The 18805-nt window shown below is 65.8% G+C and carries 13 protein-coding genes; 1 reads left to right on the forward strand and 12 read right to left on the reverse strand.

Annotated elements, in window-relative coordinates; genetic code table 11:
- Positions 1-27: 27 nt before the first annotated feature.
- From dnaG to BIGA_RS09895, 11 genes are all read right to left on the reverse strand, one after another.
- Entirely contained in the window at positions 28-2136 is a 2109-nt protein-coding gene (dnaG, locus tag BIGA_RS05040; RefSeq protein ID WP_033506395.1) for a DNA primase, read from the reverse strand.
- A 48-nt stretch (positions 2137-2184) separates the two neighbouring features.
- The gene (locus BIGA_RS05045; protein ID WP_227411040.1) at positions 2185-3477 is read right to left on the reverse strand and encodes a deoxyguanosinetriphosphate triphosphohydrolase; all 1293 of its coding nucleotides are present in this window, start codon (positions 3475-3477) and stop codon (positions 2185-2187) included.
- A 16-nt stretch (positions 3478-3493) separates the two neighbouring features.
- Complete coding sequence (gene alr, locus BIGA_RS05050; protein ID WP_033506546.1) at positions 3494-4852, reverse strand: alanine racemase; 1359 nt, start codon at positions 4850-4852, stop codon at positions 3494-3496.
- A 156-nt stretch (positions 4853-5008) separates the two neighbouring features.
- Positions 5009-5524 carry a GNAT family N-acetyltransferase gene (locus tag BIGA_RS05055; protein ID WP_033506544.1) on the reverse strand — a complete coding sequence of 172 codons (516 nt, stop codon included), beginning with the start codon at positions 5522-5524 and terminating at the stop codon, positions 5009-5011.
- A gap of 219 nt (positions 5525-5743) precedes the next feature.
- Positions 5744-6235 carry an S-ribosylhomocysteine lyase gene (locus BIGA_RS05060; protein WP_394295742.1) on the reverse strand — a complete coding sequence of 164 codons (492 nt, stop codon included), beginning with the start codon at positions 6233-6235 and terminating at the stop codon, positions 5744-5746.
- A gap of 55 nt (positions 6236-6290) precedes the next feature.
- Positions 6291-8237 carry a DNA helicase RecQ gene (recQ, locus tag BIGA_RS05065; protein ID WP_033506542.1) on the reverse strand — a complete coding sequence of 649 codons (1947 nt, stop codon included), beginning with the start codon at positions 8235-8237 and terminating at the stop codon, positions 6291-6293.
- A gap of 126 nt (positions 8238-8363) precedes the next feature.
- On the reverse strand, positions 8364-9377 hold the full coding sequence (locus BIGA_RS05070) for a pyridoxal-phosphate dependent enzyme (protein WP_033506389.1): 1014 nt from the start codon (positions 9375-9377) through the stop codon (positions 8364-8366).
- A 183-nt stretch (positions 9378-9560) separates the two neighbouring features.
- A complete protein-coding gene (locus tag BIGA_RS05075) occupies positions 9561-10343 on the reverse strand; it encodes a hypothetical protein (RefSeq protein WP_033506387.1) in 783 nt (260 codons plus the stop codon).
- A 103-nt stretch (positions 10344-10446) separates the two neighbouring features.
- A complete protein-coding gene (locus BIGA_RS05080; protein ID WP_152595972.1) occupies positions 10447-11403 on the reverse strand; it encodes an ATP-binding cassette domain-containing protein in 957 nt (318 codons plus the stop codon).
- Positions 11358-11726, reverse strand: coding sequence for a GntR family transcriptional regulator (locus tag BIGA_RS05085; RefSeq protein ID WP_033506383.1), 369 nt, complete (start codon positions 11724-11726; stop codon positions 11358-11360). The genes BIGA_RS05080 and BIGA_RS05085 overlap by 46 nt, the downstream gene beginning before the upstream one ends.
- Positions 11727-12044: 318 nt before the next feature.
- The gene (locus BIGA_RS09895; protein WP_033506381.1) at positions 12045-14852 is read right to left on the reverse strand and encodes an excinuclease ABC subunit UvrA; all 2808 of its coding nucleotides are present in this window, start codon (positions 14850-14852) and stop codon (positions 12045-12047) included.
- Positions 14853-15101: 249 nt separating this feature from the next.
- Between BIGA_RS09895 and BIGA_RS05095 the strand changes: the two genes are divergently transcribed.
- Positions 15102-16355, forward strand: coding sequence for a putative ABC transporter permease (locus BIGA_RS05095; protein WP_051917102.1), 1254 nt, complete (start codon positions 15102-15104; stop codon positions 16353-16355).
- A gap of 88 nt (positions 16356-16443) precedes the next feature.
- Here BIGA_RS05095 and BIGA_RS05100 read toward each other — a convergent pair whose 3' ends face one another.
- Entirely contained in the window at positions 16444-18432 is a 1989-nt protein-coding gene (locus BIGA_RS05100; RefSeq protein ID WP_033506379.1) for a right-handed parallel beta-helix repeat-containing protein, read from the reverse strand.
- Between the last annotated feature and the right edge of the window lie 373 nt (positions 18433-18805).

Below are 18805 nucleotides of genomic sequence, written 5' to 3' on the forward strand. Positions count from 1 at the left end.
AAGCGGGAGCCCGTCAACGGCGAGCGGTCAGCCGACATTGTTGCCGTAGACCTGGGCCTGCAGGTCCTTGCGGGCGGTCTCCATCTGCGTAATCTGGCCCAGGAGAGCGATCTTCTCCTCGCCATCCGGCAGCATGGCCATCTTGCGCTTGGCCGCGCCGATACGCCGCATGAACCCCATATCCAGCAGACGCGCCAGCAGTTCAGAAGCGTACTGCCGCTCCGCCGGGGTCGCCGGACGCAACTGCACCGCGGCCGCCCCGCCACCACCGATGCCGCCGGCCGGCGCGGGCACTTCCGCCCCGTCATCGCCATGTTCCGGAGCGGGCAACGGCAACGGCATCACCGCCAGTTCGTTGATTACCGGTTCCAGCAGCGGGCCGCCGGCCTTGGTCAGGTTGTGCATCCACAGCCCCTGCGGCGTGTCGTCGCTCGGCAGCCCGCCGGCGGCGGCGATGGCCTGGAACAGGGAGCGGAACACCGGCGTCATGAAGTTCGACAGCGTCAGCTGCCCGAACCAGCCGCGGTCGATCGCCCGCGGCACCTGGATCAGCGTGGCCATGAACTGCTGTTCGCAGATGAACACGGCGTCGTCGATCCGGTAATATGTCTGTTCGTTCGCGTCGCGACGTTCGAGCGCCTTGCGTGCCGCCGGATTCGCGTACGGATTGCGCCCCGACTCCCCCCGCGGCTCGCGGGAGGCGGCACCGGCCGCACCGCACCTCCGTTTGGACGCGTAGGCGTCCTCGTCGCGCACGTTGAGGCGTCGGCGTTCGTTGGCGACCTCGCGCTGCAGGACGTCCAAGTCCACGCCGACGCGCCGTGCGGCCTTGCGGGTGTACAGGTCGTGCAGCGACCGGTCGCGGATCTGGGCGATCAGTGGGGCCACGGCCTTGACCGCGCCCATCTGCCCGGTGGTGAAGGTGGTGTCGAACCGCCCGATCGCCGCGTCGATGACGAAGTCGTACAGCGGTTTGGCCCGCTCAATCAGCGAGCGCACCGCCTCGTTGCCGCGTTCGATGCGCAGGTCGCAGGGGTCGAGGTTGTCGTCGGCCACGGCCACGAAGGTCTGGCTCAGGAACGCTGAGTCCAGGCCGAAGGCGTGCAGCGCGGCCTTCTGTCCGGCCGCGTCACCGTCGAAGGTGAAGACGATGCGCGAGCTCAGCGCCTGCCCCTCGACCTTCAGCGGCCCGATGAGCTGGATGGCGCCGAGGGAGTCGTCGGCGATGAGACGGCGGACGATCTTGGCGTGCTCCGCGCCGAACGCCGTGCCGCAGGTGGCGATGGCCGTGTCCACGCCGGCCAGGTGGCAGGCCATCACGTCGGTGTACCCCTCCACGATGACCACCTGACGCTTCTTGACGATGGCGGCCTTGGCCAGGTCGATGCCGTACAGCACCTGGGTTTTGCGGTACAGCTGCGTATCCGGGGTGTTGATGTATTTGGCCGCGATCGCATCATCCTCGTACAGTTTGCGCGCGCCGAACCCGAGCGTGCGTCCGGTCGAATCGCGGATCGGCCAGGTCACGCGGCCGCGGAAGTAGTCATAGACGCCGCGTTGGCCGCGCCGCGCCAGCCCGGCGTCGAGCATCTCCTGCTGGGTGAATCCCTTGCTCGCCAGGTGGCGGACCAGGTTATCCCACCCTTGCGGCGCATAGCCACAGCCGAAGCGTTCGCAGTCGGCCTGACTGAAGTTGCGCCCGCCCAGCAGCTTGCGCGCGGCCAGCGCCTCCTTGCTCATGATCTGGGAGACGAAGAAGCGTTGCGCCTCCTCGTTCGCCTCCAGCAGGCGCGCCCGCTTCGAGCCGGTATGCTCGTTGCGTCCGGAACCGGATTCGTAGTGCAGTTCGATGTGGTAGCGGTCAGCCAGCACCTCGACCGCCTCGCGGAAGTCGATGTTCTCCTGCTGTTCGACGTATCCGAACACGTCGCCGCCCAGACCGCAGCCGAAGCAGTGCCAGACGCCGAGCGAGGGGCGGACCGAGAAGCTCGGGGTCTTCTCGTCGTGGAACGGGCAGAGGCCGACGTAGGTGCCGGTGCCGGAAGGCTTCAGGGTTACGGATGCGGATACGATGTCGTACAGGTCCGCGGCAGCGCGCACCTTCTCCACGTCTTCCTTCTTGATCATTCCGGCCATGGTTTCCAGAGTACCGCGTGGGAGCGGATTACGCCGCGCCCGACGCCGTCAGCACAGGATGGAATGCAGGGCGAGCGCGGAGTTGTCGGTCAGGCTGGCCACCTGGTCGATGACCACGCGCAGCCGTTCGTCGTCGTTGGTGGCCTCGTTCCAGTCCTGCAGGAACACCGATTCGAGCGCGTCGCTCGGACGCGGCGAGTCGGCCATGAGCACGTCCACCAGATCCTCCACGATGCCGAGCTCCTCCTGATGGAACGGTTCGCGTTCGCGCGGCGCCATGACGAAGTACACGGCGATGCCCTTGAGCGCCAGGATCTCGTAGCTGGTCTGTTCGGGGATCGCCAGGTTGGCCGAGTATCTGGTCAGCGGGCCGCCGCCGTAGGTGGCGCGGGTCTCGCGCTCCACCGACCAGGCGAATCGGCCGATCAGCGTGCTGGTGATGTTCTTCAGCTGCGCCAGCGCCTGCCTGGAGCCGTTGAAATGCGCCGGGAACATATGCTCGCGCCGCAGCCGCTCCAGAGCGGCGACCAGCAGGTCGGGGTCCCAGCGCTCGCCGTACCACTCGCGCGTGATCTCCACGATGCGGTCCACGATGCGGGAGTCGGCCAGGACGATCGGATTGAACGCCCCGGTGGCGATGGCGTCCTCCACGTCATGCACGGAGTAGGCGATGTCGTCGGACAGGTCCATCACCTGGCACTCCATCGGCTTGGCGCCGGCCGGCGCGCCCTGCTTGAGCCAGCGGAACACGTCCACGTCGTCCGGGTAGACGCAGAATTTCACGCTGCGGCCGTTGCCGCCACGTGCCACGGCCTCGGCGTAGGTCCACGGGTACTTGACCGCCGCGTCGAGCGAGGCACGGGTCAGGTTCACGCCGGCCGAGCGGCCATCGTCATGGAATATCTTGGGTTCCAGCCGGGTCAGCAGGCGCAGCGTCTGCGCGTTGCCCTCGAACCCGCCGATGCCGGCGGCGATGGTCGCCAACGCCTTCTCGCCGTTGTGTCCGAACGGCGGATGGCCCAGGTCGTGCGCCAGGCAGGCGCAGTCGACCACGTCGGGATCGCAGCCGAGCATCGCGGCGATCTGCCGTCCGATCTGGGCGACCTCCAACGTGTGCGTCAGCCGCGTGCGCGCGAAATCGTCGGTGCCGGCGACCAGCACCTGGCTTTTCGCACCGAGCCGACGCAGCGCGGAGGAATGGATGAGCCGGGCGCGGTCGCGTTCGAAGGCGGTGCGGTTGCGTGATTTCGGAGGCTCCGCCGCCCAACGCTCCTCGTCGAACGCGGTGTAGCCCTCGCTGTCGGGCAACCGCTCCCCCGAACCGACCATCGGCTCCATCATCGTCTCCTCGCCGGTCCTACAGGATGCTGGCGGGGTCGAGCAGCCTGAGGTCGTCCTCGGACAGCACCTCGCGCGCGTTCAGGTACAGGCGCGGGATGCGCCCGCGCAGGCAGGTGAACACCTCATAGCTGATCGTGCCGGCGGCCCGCGCCCAATCGTCCGCGGTCGGCTCGCCGTAGGCCTCGCCGCGGCCCGGGCCGAACAGCATCACCGTATCCCCCTCGTGCACGCCGAGCTCGGCGGCGGAACCGCACAGGTCGAGCACGAACTGGTCCATGCACACGCGGCCGGAGACATGCAGCACGCGTGGGCCGTCCACGGTCATCACGCGCACCGGGCCGCCGGGCTTGTCCACGTGCTGCGCGCCCTCCACGTCGAAGCCGGAGGCGGAACGGTGGATGCCGTCCGCGTAGCCGATCGGCACGATCGCGGTGCTGGTGCGTTCGCCGGTCAGGTAGGTGCGTCCGTAGGAGATGCCATGCCCGGCCTGGACATCCTTGACCGTGCCGAGCTGCGCCTGCAGGGTCATGGCCGGCCTGAGCCGGTACTTGGACGGCGTGCCCATGGCCGGATCGGGCTCGTAGCCGTACAGGCCGATGCCGGGACGGGTCAGCTCGAAGCGGATCTCCGGGCGGTCGAGCGTGGCGGCGGTGTTGGCCAGATGCCGGATCTGCGGCGCGATGCCGGCCTGTTTCATCAGCTCGGTGAACGCGTTGAAGTTCTCGATCTGCTGGTCGGTGGCGGCCACGAACTCCGGCACATCGGGGGCATCGGCCACGGCCAGGTGGCTCCACTGGCCCACCACGCGTACCAGTCCCTCCTTGGCCAACGGCGCGAGCCGCGCCACCGCGTCGGGGAAGTTCATCTCGGTGAAGCCGTTGCGGCCGAATCCGGAATCGACCTTGACATGGATGAACGCGGTGCGACCGGTGGCGCGCGCCGCGGCGGCGACCAGCTCGATGCCGTCGAGGGAGCCAACCGACACGTCGATGTCGTTGGCGATCAGCTCGTCGAGCGGCGCGGTGGGCCCGCTGTACATCCAGGTCAGGATCCGGCAGCGGTCCAGCCCGATGCCGGCTTTGCGCAGCAGCAGCGCCTCGCGGGCCTGCGCGGTGCCCAGCCAGGTGGCGCCGCCGGCGAGTGCGGCAAGCGCGGACGGGATCAGGCCGTGGCCGTAGGCGTCGGCCTTGACCACGCCCATGACGGCGGTGCCGGATCCCGGCCCGCCGCATACCTCGACCAGATGCCGCATGTTGTCGCGCAATGCGGCGAGGTCCACAATCGCCTGCGCCGGGTATTCCCGGAGCGCACGCTCGTAGTTCGCCTTGCCCTGTTCGCCGGAAAACCGCCATTGCGGTGCTGCGTTCAACGTCATGGTCTCCATTGTGTCCCCTTGCGGTGACGAATACGGTGGCGTTCCGTCACATATTCCGGGTTTTGTCACTTTTCGGCGTATGCCGTGCCGCCCGCCCCCGAGGTGCACCCGTCGGCATGGCCGGCGCCGGCACGAAACACGCCACGCGGATGCCGGTCACCATTCGTGGCGCTGGTAGGCGATGCGGGTGGTGTCGGTGGGCCGGTCGAGCAGCTGGATCAGGCCGCAGCGGGCGAATCCGCAGGTCTCCAGCACATGCTGCATGGCCTTGTTGTTCGGATGGGTGTCGGCGCGCACGTTGCCGTAATGCTTGAGCGCCCAGACGATGCAGTCGCGCGCGGCGTGCCTGACCAGTCCCGCCGAGGCGATGCGGTGGATGGTCACGTAGGCGTCGTTGTCGAGCCAGGCGCCGTCGATATGTCTGTAGGTCGGATCCTCCCCGGGGCAGAGCGCGAACTGGGCCAGGATGCGTTCCCTGCCGTCCACGCGGTCCACGAGCAGCATCGTGCGATGGTTGGCGATGTCGTCGAGGACGACCTCCTCCTTGGGGAATGTGGTGCCCCATTGCGTGGGGTTGCCGCTGCGCGCCATGAGTTCGCGGGCGTGCGCGTAGATTTTCTGCATCTGCGGGAAATCCCGCATTGTGGCGTGACGGAACCGCCGCGCAGGCATCGTGTCGGTCAATTGGTCCTCATCTTCCTCGTCGTCAACTGACCGATAAAGCTAGCACGGCGTATCGTCTTACGCGCACGCCCGTCCACGTGGTGACGTCCCGCATCATCATGACCATGGCCGGACGATGTCGTCGAGCCATCCTCATGACGATTTCCCGCTTGCGATGCGGGACGTTCCACGCGCGCGGGGTTCGCGCTGCCCTTGTGCGGCGGCCGCTCAGACCACCTTGCGTTCGAATGGGTCGGAGCTGATGCCCTGGGCCAGGATGTCGCGGCACCACTGCCTGGCCGTGAACAGGCTGTGGTCACGGTAGTTGCCGCAACTCTCCGCGGTGGTGGCGGGCACGTCCTCCCAGGTGGCCTCGTTCGCGATGAATTCCAGGGATTCCTTGAGCGCGCGGGCCACGTCCTCGGTGGAGTGCTCGCCCCAGGTCAGCAGGTGGAATCCGGTGCGGCATCCGAACGGCGAGCAGTCGATGTATCCGGGGATGCGTTTACGCAGCAGGACCGCGATCGTGTGTTCGATGGTGTGCAGGCCGCCGGTCGGGATGGCGTTCTCGTTGGGCTGGACCAGGCGCAGGTCGTAGTTGGAGATCACGTCGCCGTTCGGCCCGGTCTGTGTGTCGATGTAGCGCACGTACGGCGCCTTGACCTTGGTGTGGTCCAGCTGGAAACTCTCCACCACCGGCTTGTTGTTCTCGCTCATCATGGTCTCCTTTGCTATTGGCTATTGGTCGAATACCGTCCATTATCCGCCTGCGGCTCTAGACAGACTCCGCGATGGCCGCGAGGAACCGTTCACCGTAGAGGTTCAGCTTGTTCTCGCCCACGCCGTTGACCTCCAGGAACTCCTCGGGGCTGGCCGGCCGTTTGGCGCACATATCACGCAGGGTCTTGTCGGAGAACACGATGTACGGCGGTTTGCCGATCTCCTGCGCGATGGTGCGGCGCAACGCCCGCAGCCGTTCGAACAGCGCCTCGTCGCCCTCGGTGAGCTCCGCGGCCTCCTGTGCGGCCACGGCATCCGGCCCGCCGACGCCACGCCGTGATGTGCCCCCGTGTCCCGCAGCGTTGCCGTGCCGCCGTTCCACACGCTTGATCTCATAATGGAATCCCTCGTCTCGGGTCTCCCCGGCCCGAGCACCGAAGTGCACGGTCGGCAGCCGCCCCTCCGAGATGAACAGGAACCCGTCGGTGGCCATCTGGCTCAGCACATCCCGCACCCGCGCTTCGGGCACGTCCCGCAGCATGCCGTAGGTCGGGCATCGGTCCAGTCCCCGGGAGACCACGTCCTGCGCCCGCGAGCCGCGCAGCACGGCCACGATCTTGCCGGAGCCGAACCCTTGGTTCACATCGTGCACGCACATGCTGATCGCCCGCGCGATGTCGGTCACGTCGATGGTTTCGAAGGTGCTCTGGCAGTTCGAGCAGTTGCCGCAGCGCGCATCACGCCCGTCATCCGGCTCGCCGAAGTACCGGGTCATGTACCGGTGCAGGCAGTCGGTGGTCCGGCAGTAGCCGATCATGCCGTCCAGCAGCCGGCGTCGGCTCATCCGCACGACCTCGCGCTCCTCGGGGTTCAACCGTTCGTTCCCGTTGTCGGTGTCGAGCAGACGCCGGCGGGTCACGATATCGCCCTCGTTCCACAGCAGCGTGCACCGGCTGGGTTCGCCGTCACGCCCGGCGCGCCCCGCCTCCTGATAGTAGGCCTCGATGCTTTCCGGCATGTTGTGGTGGATGACGAAGCGCACATTCGATTTGTCGATGCCCATGCCGAAGGCGTTGGTGGCCACGACCACCGGCACCCGGTCGGTGACGAAGTCGCGCTGCGCCCGCCCGCGCTGGTCGGCCAGCATGCCGCCGTGGTAGGCGACCGCGATTGGTTCGGACTGTGCCGCATCTTCCCCGGCCGCGGCACGCAGCTGCAGCACCGTACTGTTGAGTGATTCGGCGAGCGCTTCGGTCTCCTTGCGCGTGGAACAGTACACAATGCCGGAATCCTGTGGATGCACGGCGATATACTGCGCCACCCACGCAGCCTTGTGCTTGTTTTCCATACGGATGACGTCGAAATACAGGTTCGGCCGGTCGAATCCGGTGACGGTCACCACCGGATCGCGCAACCCCAGCAGCGTGACGATATCGCGCCGCACACGTTCGGTGGCAGTAGCGGTGAACGCGGCCACAGTAGGCCGCTGCGGCAACGAGGCGATGAACTCGCCGATACCGAGATAGGCGGAGCGGAAATCCTGTCCCCACTGGGAGACGCAGTGCGCCTCGTCCACGGCGATGAGCGCGATCGGCACATGCGCAGCGAACTGCCGGAATCGTTCGGTTTCCAGCCGTTCGGGGGCCACATACAACAGCTTGACTTGTCCAGCGGCGGCCTGGGCCAGCACCATGCCTTGTTCGTCCGGATCCTGCGTGGTATTGATGTACGCGGCGTTCAGACCGGCGTCGTTCAACCCGTCCACCTGATCGCGCATCAGTGAGATCAACGGCGAGATGACGATGGTGATGCCCGGCAGCAATGCAGCAGGAATCTGATAGCACACGGATTTGCCGGCACCGGTCGGCATGACGCCGAGCACGTCACGCCCGGACATGATCGTTCCGACCAGCCCCTCCTGCCCGGGGCGGAACGAATCGTAGCCGAAGTACCGTTTGAGCGCGGCCAACGCCCGCGCCGCGGCACCGCCCGCGCCGTTCATGACATACGTATTACCCGAGATGTCCGCATTATCTGCGGTCTCCACGGTGCCCGTGGTGCCCGCCATATCCGCATCGCCAGTCATACCGCCCAAGTCTAGCCGTGCGCCGCTGACGACGGTAGATATCTACCGATATTGCGCGGCCAACGCCGGCGCGGACGTGCGCTCGACCACATCGCCGAATCCGTGGGCGCGCATCCAGTCGTCGTTGAAGATCTTCGACATGTAGCCGCGGCCGGAATCGGGCAGCAGCACCACCATCAGCTGGTCCTCGTCCAGATCACGCTCGCGCGCGTACCGGATCGCCGCCGCGACGGCCATGCCGGAGGACCCGCCGACCAGCAGCCCCTCCTCGCGGGCGAGCCGCCGCGTCATCTCGAACGATGCGTCGTCCGGCACCGCCACGATCCGGTCCACCACGGACGGGTCGTAGACCTCGGGCACCTCCTCCTTGCCGGCGCCCTCCACCAGGAACGGATGGATGTGCCCCTGTCCGGACGAGAACACCGACCCCTCCGGATCGGCGCCGATGACGGTGACCGCGCCGCCGGAGACCTCCTTCAGGTATCGCCCGGTGCCGGTGATCGTGCCGCCGGTGCCGATACCGGCGACGAAATGGGTGACGCGCCCCTCGGCATCCCGCCAGATCTCGGGGCCGGTGGTCCGGTAGTGGCTCTCCGGGCCGTTCGGGTTCGCGTACTGGTTCGGCATGTAGCCGCCGGGGATCGCGTCGGCGAGCCGGCGGGCGACCGAATAATACGATTCCGGATCCTCGGGATCCAGACCGCTGGGTGTGACGACGACCTCGGCGCCGTATGCGCTGAGCACGTCGCGTTTATCCTGCGAGATCTTGTCCTGCATGACGGCGATCATCCGGTAGCCGCGCTGCTGGGCGATCAGGGCCAGACCGACGCCGGTGTTGCCGCTGGTCGGCTCCACGATGACGCCGCCGGGTTTGAGCTCGCCGGAACGTTCCGCGGCGTCGATGATGCGTTCGGCGATGCGGTCCTTGGACGAACCGCCGGGATTCAGGTATTCGACTTTGACCGCGATGGTGGCGCGCACGCCGGCGGTGACGCTGTTGAGACGGATGAGCGGGGTGTTGCCGATCAAATCGGTGATACGGGTGTGGATGGTCATGATGCTGCTTTCTGCGAGTTGTTGACGGTTGCGGAATCGAAATCGGAGAACAGACGATGCGACCGCGGGTGCGGCCCGATTCAGCGACAACAACAGCAGCGAATAATCATGCTGCGAGCATAGCAAAGCCGGACACGGAACCATCATCCCGCGTCCGGTATGCAGACACCTCGGTCGTGATGGTCACGCCATCGCCTCGATGCCGGGACGAACCTCTCGTCGGCGAATGAGCAGCCATGATGCCGTGCCACACAACAACGAGACCACCACCATGCTGCCCAGCAGCGGCCACAGGCTATAGGCGGACTCCCGCCCCATGCCCACGCCGCGCTGGTACACGCCCATCATGAACGCCAGCAATCGGTCGACTGTATCCCGGATTCCCGACGGCACCAACCGCCCGTACAGCAGTGCGACGACGAACGCCACCGCCAACGCCGCAAGCACGCCGCGCACTTGCAGACGCGCCGCCAATTCGCCGAGCGTCTGACCGATCATCGCGGCCATCATCAGGAACGCGAACACCGCCAGAGTCAACACCAGCCAATTGATGCGCGGCATCGGCACGGCGGTTCTGCCAAATTCATCAGACAGATAGCGCGGATTCCATGACAGCGTATACGGATACCGGGCGATCATCTCCGCCCGCCCGACGAATATCTGCCAGGCCGGCACGCGAATCACTACAATGTCCACCACCGCCACAACGGTCAGCACCGCACCCACCGCAGCGGCGATGCAGGCGTTGCCCGCGAACTGCGTGGTAACAATGGTCCGTCGCGACACGCCTTGGCAGATCAGGAACCGGAACATCGACCAGGAGGCTACGGCTGAGGTCGCCAGGGTGAACGAGCACAACCAATAGAGCATGTCATGATCCGGGGCCACGATACCTCCAAGCAGGTGTCCGACGCCGGCCAGCAGCATGTCCAACACCAGCGCAACCACCGCGACGACCACACCCATTGCGATCCACCGGCGCTCCCGCATCCAGGCAATGCGTCGGGTCCGCCGCGCAGGCCCGTCCCCACGGATACCAACCCCTCTCAACAATCCACGATCACCCATGTCAATGCCTCCTTTGCACCAATCGGGTCATATACGTCTGCAGATCAGGGGTTCGCGCACGCACGCCATCCGGCAGTCCGCCTGTGATGAAACCGGATGAAGCGGCCACGGACGCGGATGCACCACCCTCCGGCTCAGATGCCGAGACCATGCCGACCAGTGCGCTGACCGAATCGCCCCGATGCTCCACGTCCAGCACTCGCAATCCGCGACCAGCCGCATACGCGCGGACGACGTCGGACGGGCCGACCAGCAACGCCGCATGACTGCAAAGGTCCTGCACCTCGAACGAGTCGATACGTCGACCTTGATCGATGATAACGGCCCGTTCCAGGATGTCGGCGAATTCCGCGATCTCGTGAGTGGCGATCACAATCGTGCGCGACCGACGACGGTACGCCTCCAACACCGCCTCCACCATCAGCCGCCGGTTCACTGGGTCAAGCCCGGTCGTTGGCTCGTCCAGAAACAGATAATCGACCGGCATGCATAATCCGATGAGCATGCGCGCCATCGTGCGCTGTCCAAGCGAAAGGCGGCCATAGACCGCATCCGGAGACAAGCCGAATCTTGCCACCAGCTCCCGCGCCAGCCCGAGGTCAAACCGTCCGTCCATATGCGCACAATCCGCAAGCATGGCGGACAAGGTGACGCCGTCCCACCAAGGCAACCGCTCATTGGCCAAGTAGACGCGCGCCATCAGCCGCTCGCACTCCGCCAACGGTTCCCCATCCAACACGATCCGGCCGGTATCGGGAATCAGCCGATTGCCGATGCATCCTAGCAACGTCGATTTGCCGGCACCGTTGCGTCCGAACAGACCATAGATAACGTTCGGTTCAAAGGTGACGCTCAACCGATTCAACGCGGTCGAGCCGCCATACTGTTTCGTCAATGCCGTCACTGACAAACTCATTGTCGGTATCCCTTCTCGATCAGCCCGATAAGCTCCTGGCAACCGATTCCCAGTCGCCGCGCCTCCGCCACCAGGTCGGTGACGCAATCGCGCTCAAATCGCTCCCGTTCCTCGCGGCGCAGCCGCTCCATGGCCCCGGGAACCACGAACATGCCAAGTCCCCTGCGTTTCTCCAGCAGCCCCTCATCCACCAACATCGTCATGCCTTTGAGCACGGTGGCCGGATTGATGGTGTACGTACGGGAGATTTCCGTGGTGCTGGGCACCTGTTCGCCTTCGGGGAGAGCACCCGAAGCGATGCCCGCACGCAACTGGTCGGCCACCTGCACGAACAGCGGCTGCGGACCGGAGAAATCAAAGTCCACGCCTTCACCTCCAACGATCGCGATTCCAGCGCCCAACTTAACTGGTTAGTTACTTAACCAACTAACCATATAACCATGATAACGCCGCGTCATCGTTCCTGTCAACGTCATGCAATCAACAAATGCCGGCAATATGCTCCGATTCACCGCCGCATCCCCGCCCGCTCACTTCACAGGAACCACCGACATAATGGACGCCGGCGTGCAGCGCCAACGGCCGACGATGGTCGCAGCCCGCAGTCAACGTGCCGCCAAACCGTCACCGTGTAACATCTCACCATCCGGCAACACCCCCCGGCACGGCCCGCCGGCGCTCCCCTACAGCACGGACTTCAAGTACCGCCCGGTGAGCGAATCGGGGTTGTCCGCTATGTCCTCGGGCGTGCCGACCGCCACGATGCGGCCGCCGTCCTCGCCGCCGCCGGTGCCCATGTCGATGACGAAGTCGGCGTTGGCGATCATATCCAGGTCATGCTCGATCACGACGATCGTCGCACCCCCGTCGAGCAGTCGCTGCAGCACGCCGATCAGCGTGCGCACATCCAACGGGTGCAGGCCGGTGGTCGGCTCGTCCAGCACGAACATCGACGTGTGCTGCCTCCTGCCCAACTCGTTCGACAGTTTCAGCCGCTGCGCCTCGCCGCCGGACAGCGACGGCGTATCCTCGCCGAGCGTCAGGTACCCCAGACCCAACGACGACAGGGTCTCCAACGCCGCATGGATGCGCCGGCACAGCGTCGGCGCGATGAGATCGCCGCGACCGGCCGGCACGGCGTCGGCGTCCCGCACGCTCGACCCGGCCCGCACAACGTCGTCCCGCGAAGTCGGGTCATCCGACGTGGATGACCCGACTTCCCGCTCCGCATCCTTCTTCGAGTCGAACACCGCCAACGCCTCGTCCACGCTCAACGCCAGCATCTGCGGCATCGTCAACCCCCGCGGGCGGCCCGGCGTCGCCAGGCGCACCGCATCGGCCTCCGGACGGTAGCGCCGCCCCTCGCAGCTCGGACAGGGGATCGTCACATCGGGCAGGAACTGGATGTCCAGGTCCACCCGCCCGGTGCCGTCGCACTGCGGGCAACGCAGCGAACCGGTGTTGTAGGAGAAATCGGCGACCTTGTAGCCCTTCCCCCTGGCCGCGTCCGTGCCGGCGAAGGCGCGCCGCAGCATGTCCATCACGCCCGAATAGGTGGCGAGCGTGGAGCGCACGTTGATGCCGATCGGCGTCGAGTCGACGATGCGGACGCGGTCGATACCCGCCGGATCGATCGACGTAACGTGCGCCGGCAGCGGACAATCCTCCGTACACGCTTCGATCGCCGGCACCAGCGATTCCAGAATCATCGTGGTCTTGCCGGAACCGGAAACGCCGGTGACGGCGGTGAGCCGCCCGCGCGGGATCGCGACGTCCAGGGCGCGCACGGTGTGAATCGGCGCGGTGGCCATGCGCAGCCATCTGCGGTTAGTTGCGGATTCGCAACTAACCGCAGACTGCTCCGCATCCACGTCAGACTCCGCCACCGCCACGTCTTCCTCCTCGATATCCGGGAACGACGCAACTCCCGCCGCGGACGCGCCGGAGATAGCGGGCGACTGCCCTGCCCAATCAGTCGGCAACGGGCCCGTCCAATCCGCCGGCAACGACGGAATTGCCGCTCGCTCACGAATGACCGACGGCTCCCGACCGGTCAGGAATCCGGCGATGCGGGATTCGGGGTTCACGGCAATCTGTTCAGGCGTGCCCTGCGCGAGAATCCGCCCGCCTTCCCGTCCGGCGCCGGGCCCCATCTCGATGAAATGGTCGGCGGCGCGCAGCACACGCACGTCATGGTCGACGAACACCACCGAATTGCCGGCGTCGAGCAGGTCATGCATCACGCCGATCAGCCCCTCGATATTCGCCGGGTGCAGGCCGGTGCTCGGCTCATCCAGCACGTACAGCACGCCCGTGGTCTCGTTGCGCACCGCGCGCGACAGTTGCGCACGCTGGCGTTCACCGGTCGACAGCGATGCCGACGAGCGGTCCAAGGCCAGATACCCCAAACCCAGCTGCATCAGACGGCCGCCCATCTCCTGCAGCGTGGCGACCAGCGTCGCCGCCATGTCCCGCATCTCGGCGGGCAGCGCATCCGGCACGCCCTTCGCCCATGCCAGCACGTCACGCAGCGGCATCGCCGTCACCTCGGCCAATCCATATCCGCCGATGCGCGGGGCGCGCGCCGCCTCACTCAGGCGCGTGCCGCCGCAATCCGGGCAGGTACGCTCCACCAGGAACTTCGCCACCTTGGCGAACCGCTTCTCGTCGACAGCGCGGTCGAGCTCCTTGAGCACGGTCAGACGCGCGTTGCGGAACGTGAAATCCAGATCATGCACCCCCTTCATCGAGGTGACGACGATATGCTTCTTCTCCTCCGGCCCGTTGAACACGATCTCGCGTTCGGCCTCGGTCAGCTCACGGAACGGCACGTTCGTGCGCACGCCGAACTCCCGGACGATGTCGGGCTGCACATTGAACCCGAACGTGCGCCATGGCACCACCGCGCCCTCGTCGATGCTCAGCGACTCGTCGGGGACCAGGGTGGCGTCGTCCACGTCGCGCACGATGCCGGTGCCCTGGCAGCGCGGGCAGGCGCCGGTCGAGTTGAACGCCAAGTCCTCGGCGCCCGGCGGCATAATCCGCTCCCCGCATTCCTCGCAGAACATCGGCGACTCCGCGGCCACCGCGATCGTCGGCGCGTGGTAATGGCCGTTCGGACAGCGGTGGCTGGCCAGGCGGGAGAACATCAGCCGCAGCACGTTCAACAGTTCGGTCATCGTGCCGAAGGTCGAGCGCATGCCGCCCGCACCCGGACGCTGGTGCAGCGCCAACGCCGGCGGCAGGTAGCTGATCGAGTCGACCTGCGGACGACGCGCCTGGGTCATGCGGCGGCGCGTGTAGGTGGACAGCGCATCCAGATACCGGCGCGACCCTTCCGCATACAGCACGTCCAACGCCAGCGAGGACTTGCCCGAACCGGACACACCGGCGATGCCGACCAGGGAGTCCAGAGGGATGTCCACGTCCACATTCCTCAGATTGTTCACGCGAGCGCCGCGCACCTTCACCGCGTCCGGACGTCCACCCATCGCATGCTCCTTTCGCCGTTCCCCACTCCCATCGTAACGGTGCCCGATGCGCACGGGCTCAGACGCACCAGCTCCCGAAGCTGGCCGCGACCCGCCATATGTCGCGCAATTTGGCAACATGCGCGGGCAGGCCTGCCTTACGTCGGCGTGTCGGCGCCACCCGTAGGAGGGTGGCCCGCACCGCCCGCGGCTAGGATGGAGGCATACGACCCAGCGCCGAGTCACATACCCGGCCATGAAGGAGATCCCATGTCATCCACTGCATCCATACCATCCGTCAATCCGCCCGCCGCGAATCCGCCCGCGAGTGCGCCCGGCCGGATCCCGCTGCTGATGAGGATCTACGGCGTCATCTGCTTGGTCAGCGGCGCGACCGTGCTCGCGTGCGGCGCACTGATCATCTGGGCGCTGGCCACCGGCGGCACCGATGCGGTCAGCCACTCGCACCATGTCACGCTCACGGTGACGCTCACCGTCATCCAGCTCGTGCTGGTCTTCCTGCACAGCGTGGCCGACGTGGTCTTCGGCGTCTCGCTGCTGCGTAACCGGAGACGGCACGCGGCGCTTTACGCCTATCTACTGGTGCTGCTGAACATCGTGATCGGCATCATCACCATCATGCTGTTGGGCTTCAAGGGGCATGTGGCCGATCCGCTGATCCGCATCGCCATCCTGCTGGTCATCGCCTCCACGGTGGATCCCTCGCTGCGCCGCGAGCGCGAGCTGGCCAGGCAGCGGCGCAACAAGGAGCTGGAGCGCGAGGCGGCCGCCGGCACGCTCGGACGGGCCAAGGACGGCCGCGGATTCATTGCGCTGAACTTCTTCAACCTGTTCTGGGTGTTCACGGTCTGCTGCGTGATCGGCCTGATCATCGAGACGGTGTACCACATGGTGATTGTGGATCCGGGGCACTACCAGGATCGCGCGGGCATGCTGTTCGGCCCGTTCTCGCCGATCTACGGCTTCGGTGCCACGCTGATGACCATTGCGCTCAACCGGTTCTACAAGGCCAATCCGGCCATCATCTTCCTGGTGTCGGCGGTGATCGGCGGCGCGTTCGAGGCGGCTACCAGCTGGTTCATGGAGACCTCGTTCGGCGCGGTGGCGTGGAATTACTCCGGGTTCACGATTCTCGGCCTGTTCCCCGATCCGATCGCCACGCTGACCGGCGGGCGCACCAGCACGCTGTTCATGTGCATGTGGGGCGCGCTGGGATTCGTGTGGATCAGGTTCTGCCTGCCGTGGCTGCTGCGGCTGATCAACCATATCCCCTGGCGCTGGCGGTATGCGGTCACCACGGTGTGCGCCCTGCTGATGCTGGTCGACGGCGTGATGACGCTGCAATCATTGGAGTGCTGGTACGACCGGGAGTCCGGGCTGCAGCCGAACTCGCCGGTCGAGGTGTTCTACGCCAAGCATTTCGATAACGACTACATGCAGCACCGCTTCCAGAGCATGACGATCACGCCGGAGAAGACGGCCCGCGTAGAGACCGCGGATTGAGGTTCGCACTACCTCGGGCATTATTTTCCGACCCCGCGAAATAGGCGGGGTCAATCGTGAAACCCCGAGGTAGTGCGAACGACTGTGGTCAACACAACGGTTGTCCGACCTCCCCAACACCCGCCAGCGGACCGGGGACCACGGCCACGCCGCGGTGCGCACCGAAGTAATCACGGTCGAAGACGATGCGTGTGCCATCGGGGTTCTCGAAGCGCTGCTCCGGTTCGAACGCCCGGCCCAACACGTCGCTGTCGACCATGCCGGCACGGAAATCGTCCAGCACGTCATACAGGTTCGTCTCCAGACGCGGCCGGCCGTCCTCGCCGACCGTCACCTCCACGCTCACCGGATGCTCGGCGTCCACTAGGCAGTCGGTCTCATGCTCCCATGCCTTCGCGCCGTTGAAGTACACGTTGCCGCGGCACCAGACCGGCAGCGCATGGTTGTGCGCCGGATCGAGCTTGACCATGTCGGGGGTGTCAGTGTCCATGTCGAACATGGCGATCCACTCCTCGTAGGTCGGGTATCCGTTCCACACATGGGTGCCGACCTCGCGGTTCTCCTCGTCCTTGCCGTCATCGCTGTCATGCAGCGTGACGAACGGCTCCGCCGGCCACTTCTGCACGAAGATGTTGTTGTAGAAGCGGTCGTCGCCGTGCAGGATGGTCATGAACCCCATGACCTCGGTGCGGTGCGGGATATGGTACGGGGTGTAGCGCGGGCCGGTGCCGCCGCCCACGCAGGTGAACGCGCCGCAGATCAGGTTGTGGACCATGGCCACGCCCTGGGTGGCGAATCGCAGCGTGGCGTCGGACAGCAGGATGTTGTTGTCGATCAGGGTGGGTCCGTGTCCCACTTCCACGAACAGGTCCTGGCTCATCATGCCGCCCTTGAGCTGCTTGGCGAATGTCGGACGCTGGTTGTCATGCAGCAGGTTCTGGCTGATGCGTGTGCCCTGCGCCTCCCAGTCGCACCAGATGCCCATCGTGCAGTGGTGGATCCAGTTGCGCCGGATCGTCACGTCGATGGCGGCGTGCATCTTGATGCCGGCGATCTCTGCGCCGCCCAGCTCCATCATGTTGTTGATGTGGTGGATGTGGTTGTCTTCGATCAGCGAGAACACGCCGCCCATGCGTCCGATGACGCCGCCCTGCTGGCAGTCGTGGATGTTGCAGCGGCGGATGATGTGCCCGCCGACCTTCTCCTTGAGCCAGCCGTGGTACTGGCCGCGGCAGACGGCGTCGCGCTCCATCTGGGTCGGGCTCTTGACATGCCGGGTGGTGAAGTAGTGGTCGTTGTCCGGATCGTAGTACTTGCCCAGCGAGATGCCCGCGCACTTGCTGTTGCTGATCTCGCAGTCCTCGATGATCCAGCCCTTGGACCAGTGCGGGCCGATCATGCCGTCCTGGTAGGCGGCGGGCGGCGCCCATGTGGTCGCGGCCTTGGTGATGGTGAAGCCGCTGACCGTGATGTAGCCGATCCCGGTTTCGGATGGCATGAAGCATTCGCGGCGCACGTTGATCTCCACGTTCTCCTCGTTGGGGTTCCGCCCCTGGAAGTTCGCGTAGATCACGGTCTGGCCGCCGTCCTGTTCCGCATACCACTGGTAGACCGAGGCTTCCGGCTCCCATGAGGTTTCGGAGGGTTCGGCCTTGATGCAGGCCTCGATGCTCGCCGCCTCGTACATCGCCTTGTCGTTGAGGTAGACGACGCCGGTGTGCTTGCTGCGGCCGGCGAAGTACCAGTCGCCGTACACGTAGGTGGCGTACGGGTTGTAGTCGCCGAATACCGTGTTGTCGACGCGGGCGACCCATACGTCGCCCTGATATGGCTCCCAGTTGCGCACTTCCTCGGCGCCGGTGATCACCGCGCCGAGCGGTTCGACGCTGCGGTAGGTGATGCGCGCGTCCTCGGTGCCCGCGTGGCGGGGGTCGACGTATTCGCGGTAGATGCCCGGGGCGACCAGCACCTCGTCGCCGGGCATGGCGATGCGCGCCGCATCGTCGATATGCCGGAACGGCCGGGCTGAGGTACCGTCGCCGTCACGTTCGGCGTTGATGTCCACATAGATCCGCATCTTGGTTCCCTTCGCGTCAGTGCAGGATCCGGAGCGGCGTCGGCACCGCCCCGTTTAGTTTGCTCGTTTTACATATTAGCGGCGCCCGACGAAACAATCTATAGGACACGCGCATCCCGCCGAAATCAACCGATGCAACGATTACGTCCGCGCCGGGGATCCAGGGACACCGCGATGCCCCACAGGCATAGGCCGCCGTGCTCGCGAACCGGTTCGTAAGACTCAGGAACGCCGCAGCGAGGCGCAGAAGGGTTCGATACCAGACATCTGCCGCAAATTCGCCGCATTATCGCATACTCCCGCCCAAAAGAACAGTCTTGTTTTTCCTGTGTTCGTTCGTTACCTTGACAACCAGATGACCATCCGTCACCAA

The sequence above is a fragment of the Bifidobacterium pullorum subsp. gallinarum genome (assembly GCF_000741215.1).
In the GTDB taxonomy this organism is placed as follows: Bacteria; Actinomycetota; Actinomycetes; order Actinomycetales; family Bifidobacteriaceae; genus Bifidobacterium; species Bifidobacterium pullorum_B.

Excerpts from the sequence above, each read along its gene's own strand:
- BIGA_RS05045 (WP_227411040.1), bottom strand. The coding sequence starts at position 3,477 with ATGATGGAGCCGATGGTCGGTTCGGGGGAGCGGTTGCCCGACAGCGAG.
- recQ (WP_033506542.1), bottom strand. The coding sequence starts at position 8,237 with ATGAACGGCGCGGGCGGTGCCGCGGCGCGGGCGTTGGCCGCGCTCAAA.
- dnaG (WP_033506395.1), bottom strand. The coding sequence starts at position 2,136 with ATGGCCGGAATGATCAAGAAGGAAGACGTGGAGAAGGTGCGCGCTGCC.
- BIGA_RS05070 (WP_033506389.1), bottom strand. The coding sequence starts at position 9,377 with ATGACCATCCACACCCGTATCACCGATTTGATCGGCAACACCCCGCTC.
- BIGA_RS05100 (WP_033506379.1), bottom strand. The coding sequence starts at position 18,432 with ATGCGGATCTATGTGGACATCAACGCCGAACGTGACGGCGACGGTACC.
- alr (WP_033506546.1), bottom strand. The coding sequence starts at position 4,852 with ATGACGTTGAACGCAGCACCGCAATGGCGGTTTTCCGGCGAACAGGGC.
- BIGA_RS05060 (WP_394295742.1), bottom strand. The coding sequence starts at position 6,235 with ATGATGAGCGAGAACAACAAGCCGGTGGTGGAGAGTTTCCAGCTGGAC.
- BIGA_RS05095 (WP_051917102.1), top strand. The coding sequence starts at position 15,102 with ATGTCATCCACTGCATCCATACCATCCGTCAATCCGCCCGCCGCGAAT.
- BIGA_RS09895 (WP_033506381.1), bottom strand. The coding sequence starts at position 14,852 with ATGGGTGGACGTCCGGACGCGGTGAAGGTGCGCGGCGCTCGCGTGAAC.
- BIGA_RS05055 (WP_033506544.1), bottom strand. The coding sequence starts at position 5,524 with ATGCCTGCGCGGCGGTTCCGTCACGCCACAATGCGGGATTTCCCGCAG.
- BIGA_RS05075 (WP_033506387.1), bottom strand. The coding sequence starts at position 10,343 with ATGGGTGTGGTCGTCGCGGTGGTTGCGCTGGTGTTGGACATGCTGCTG.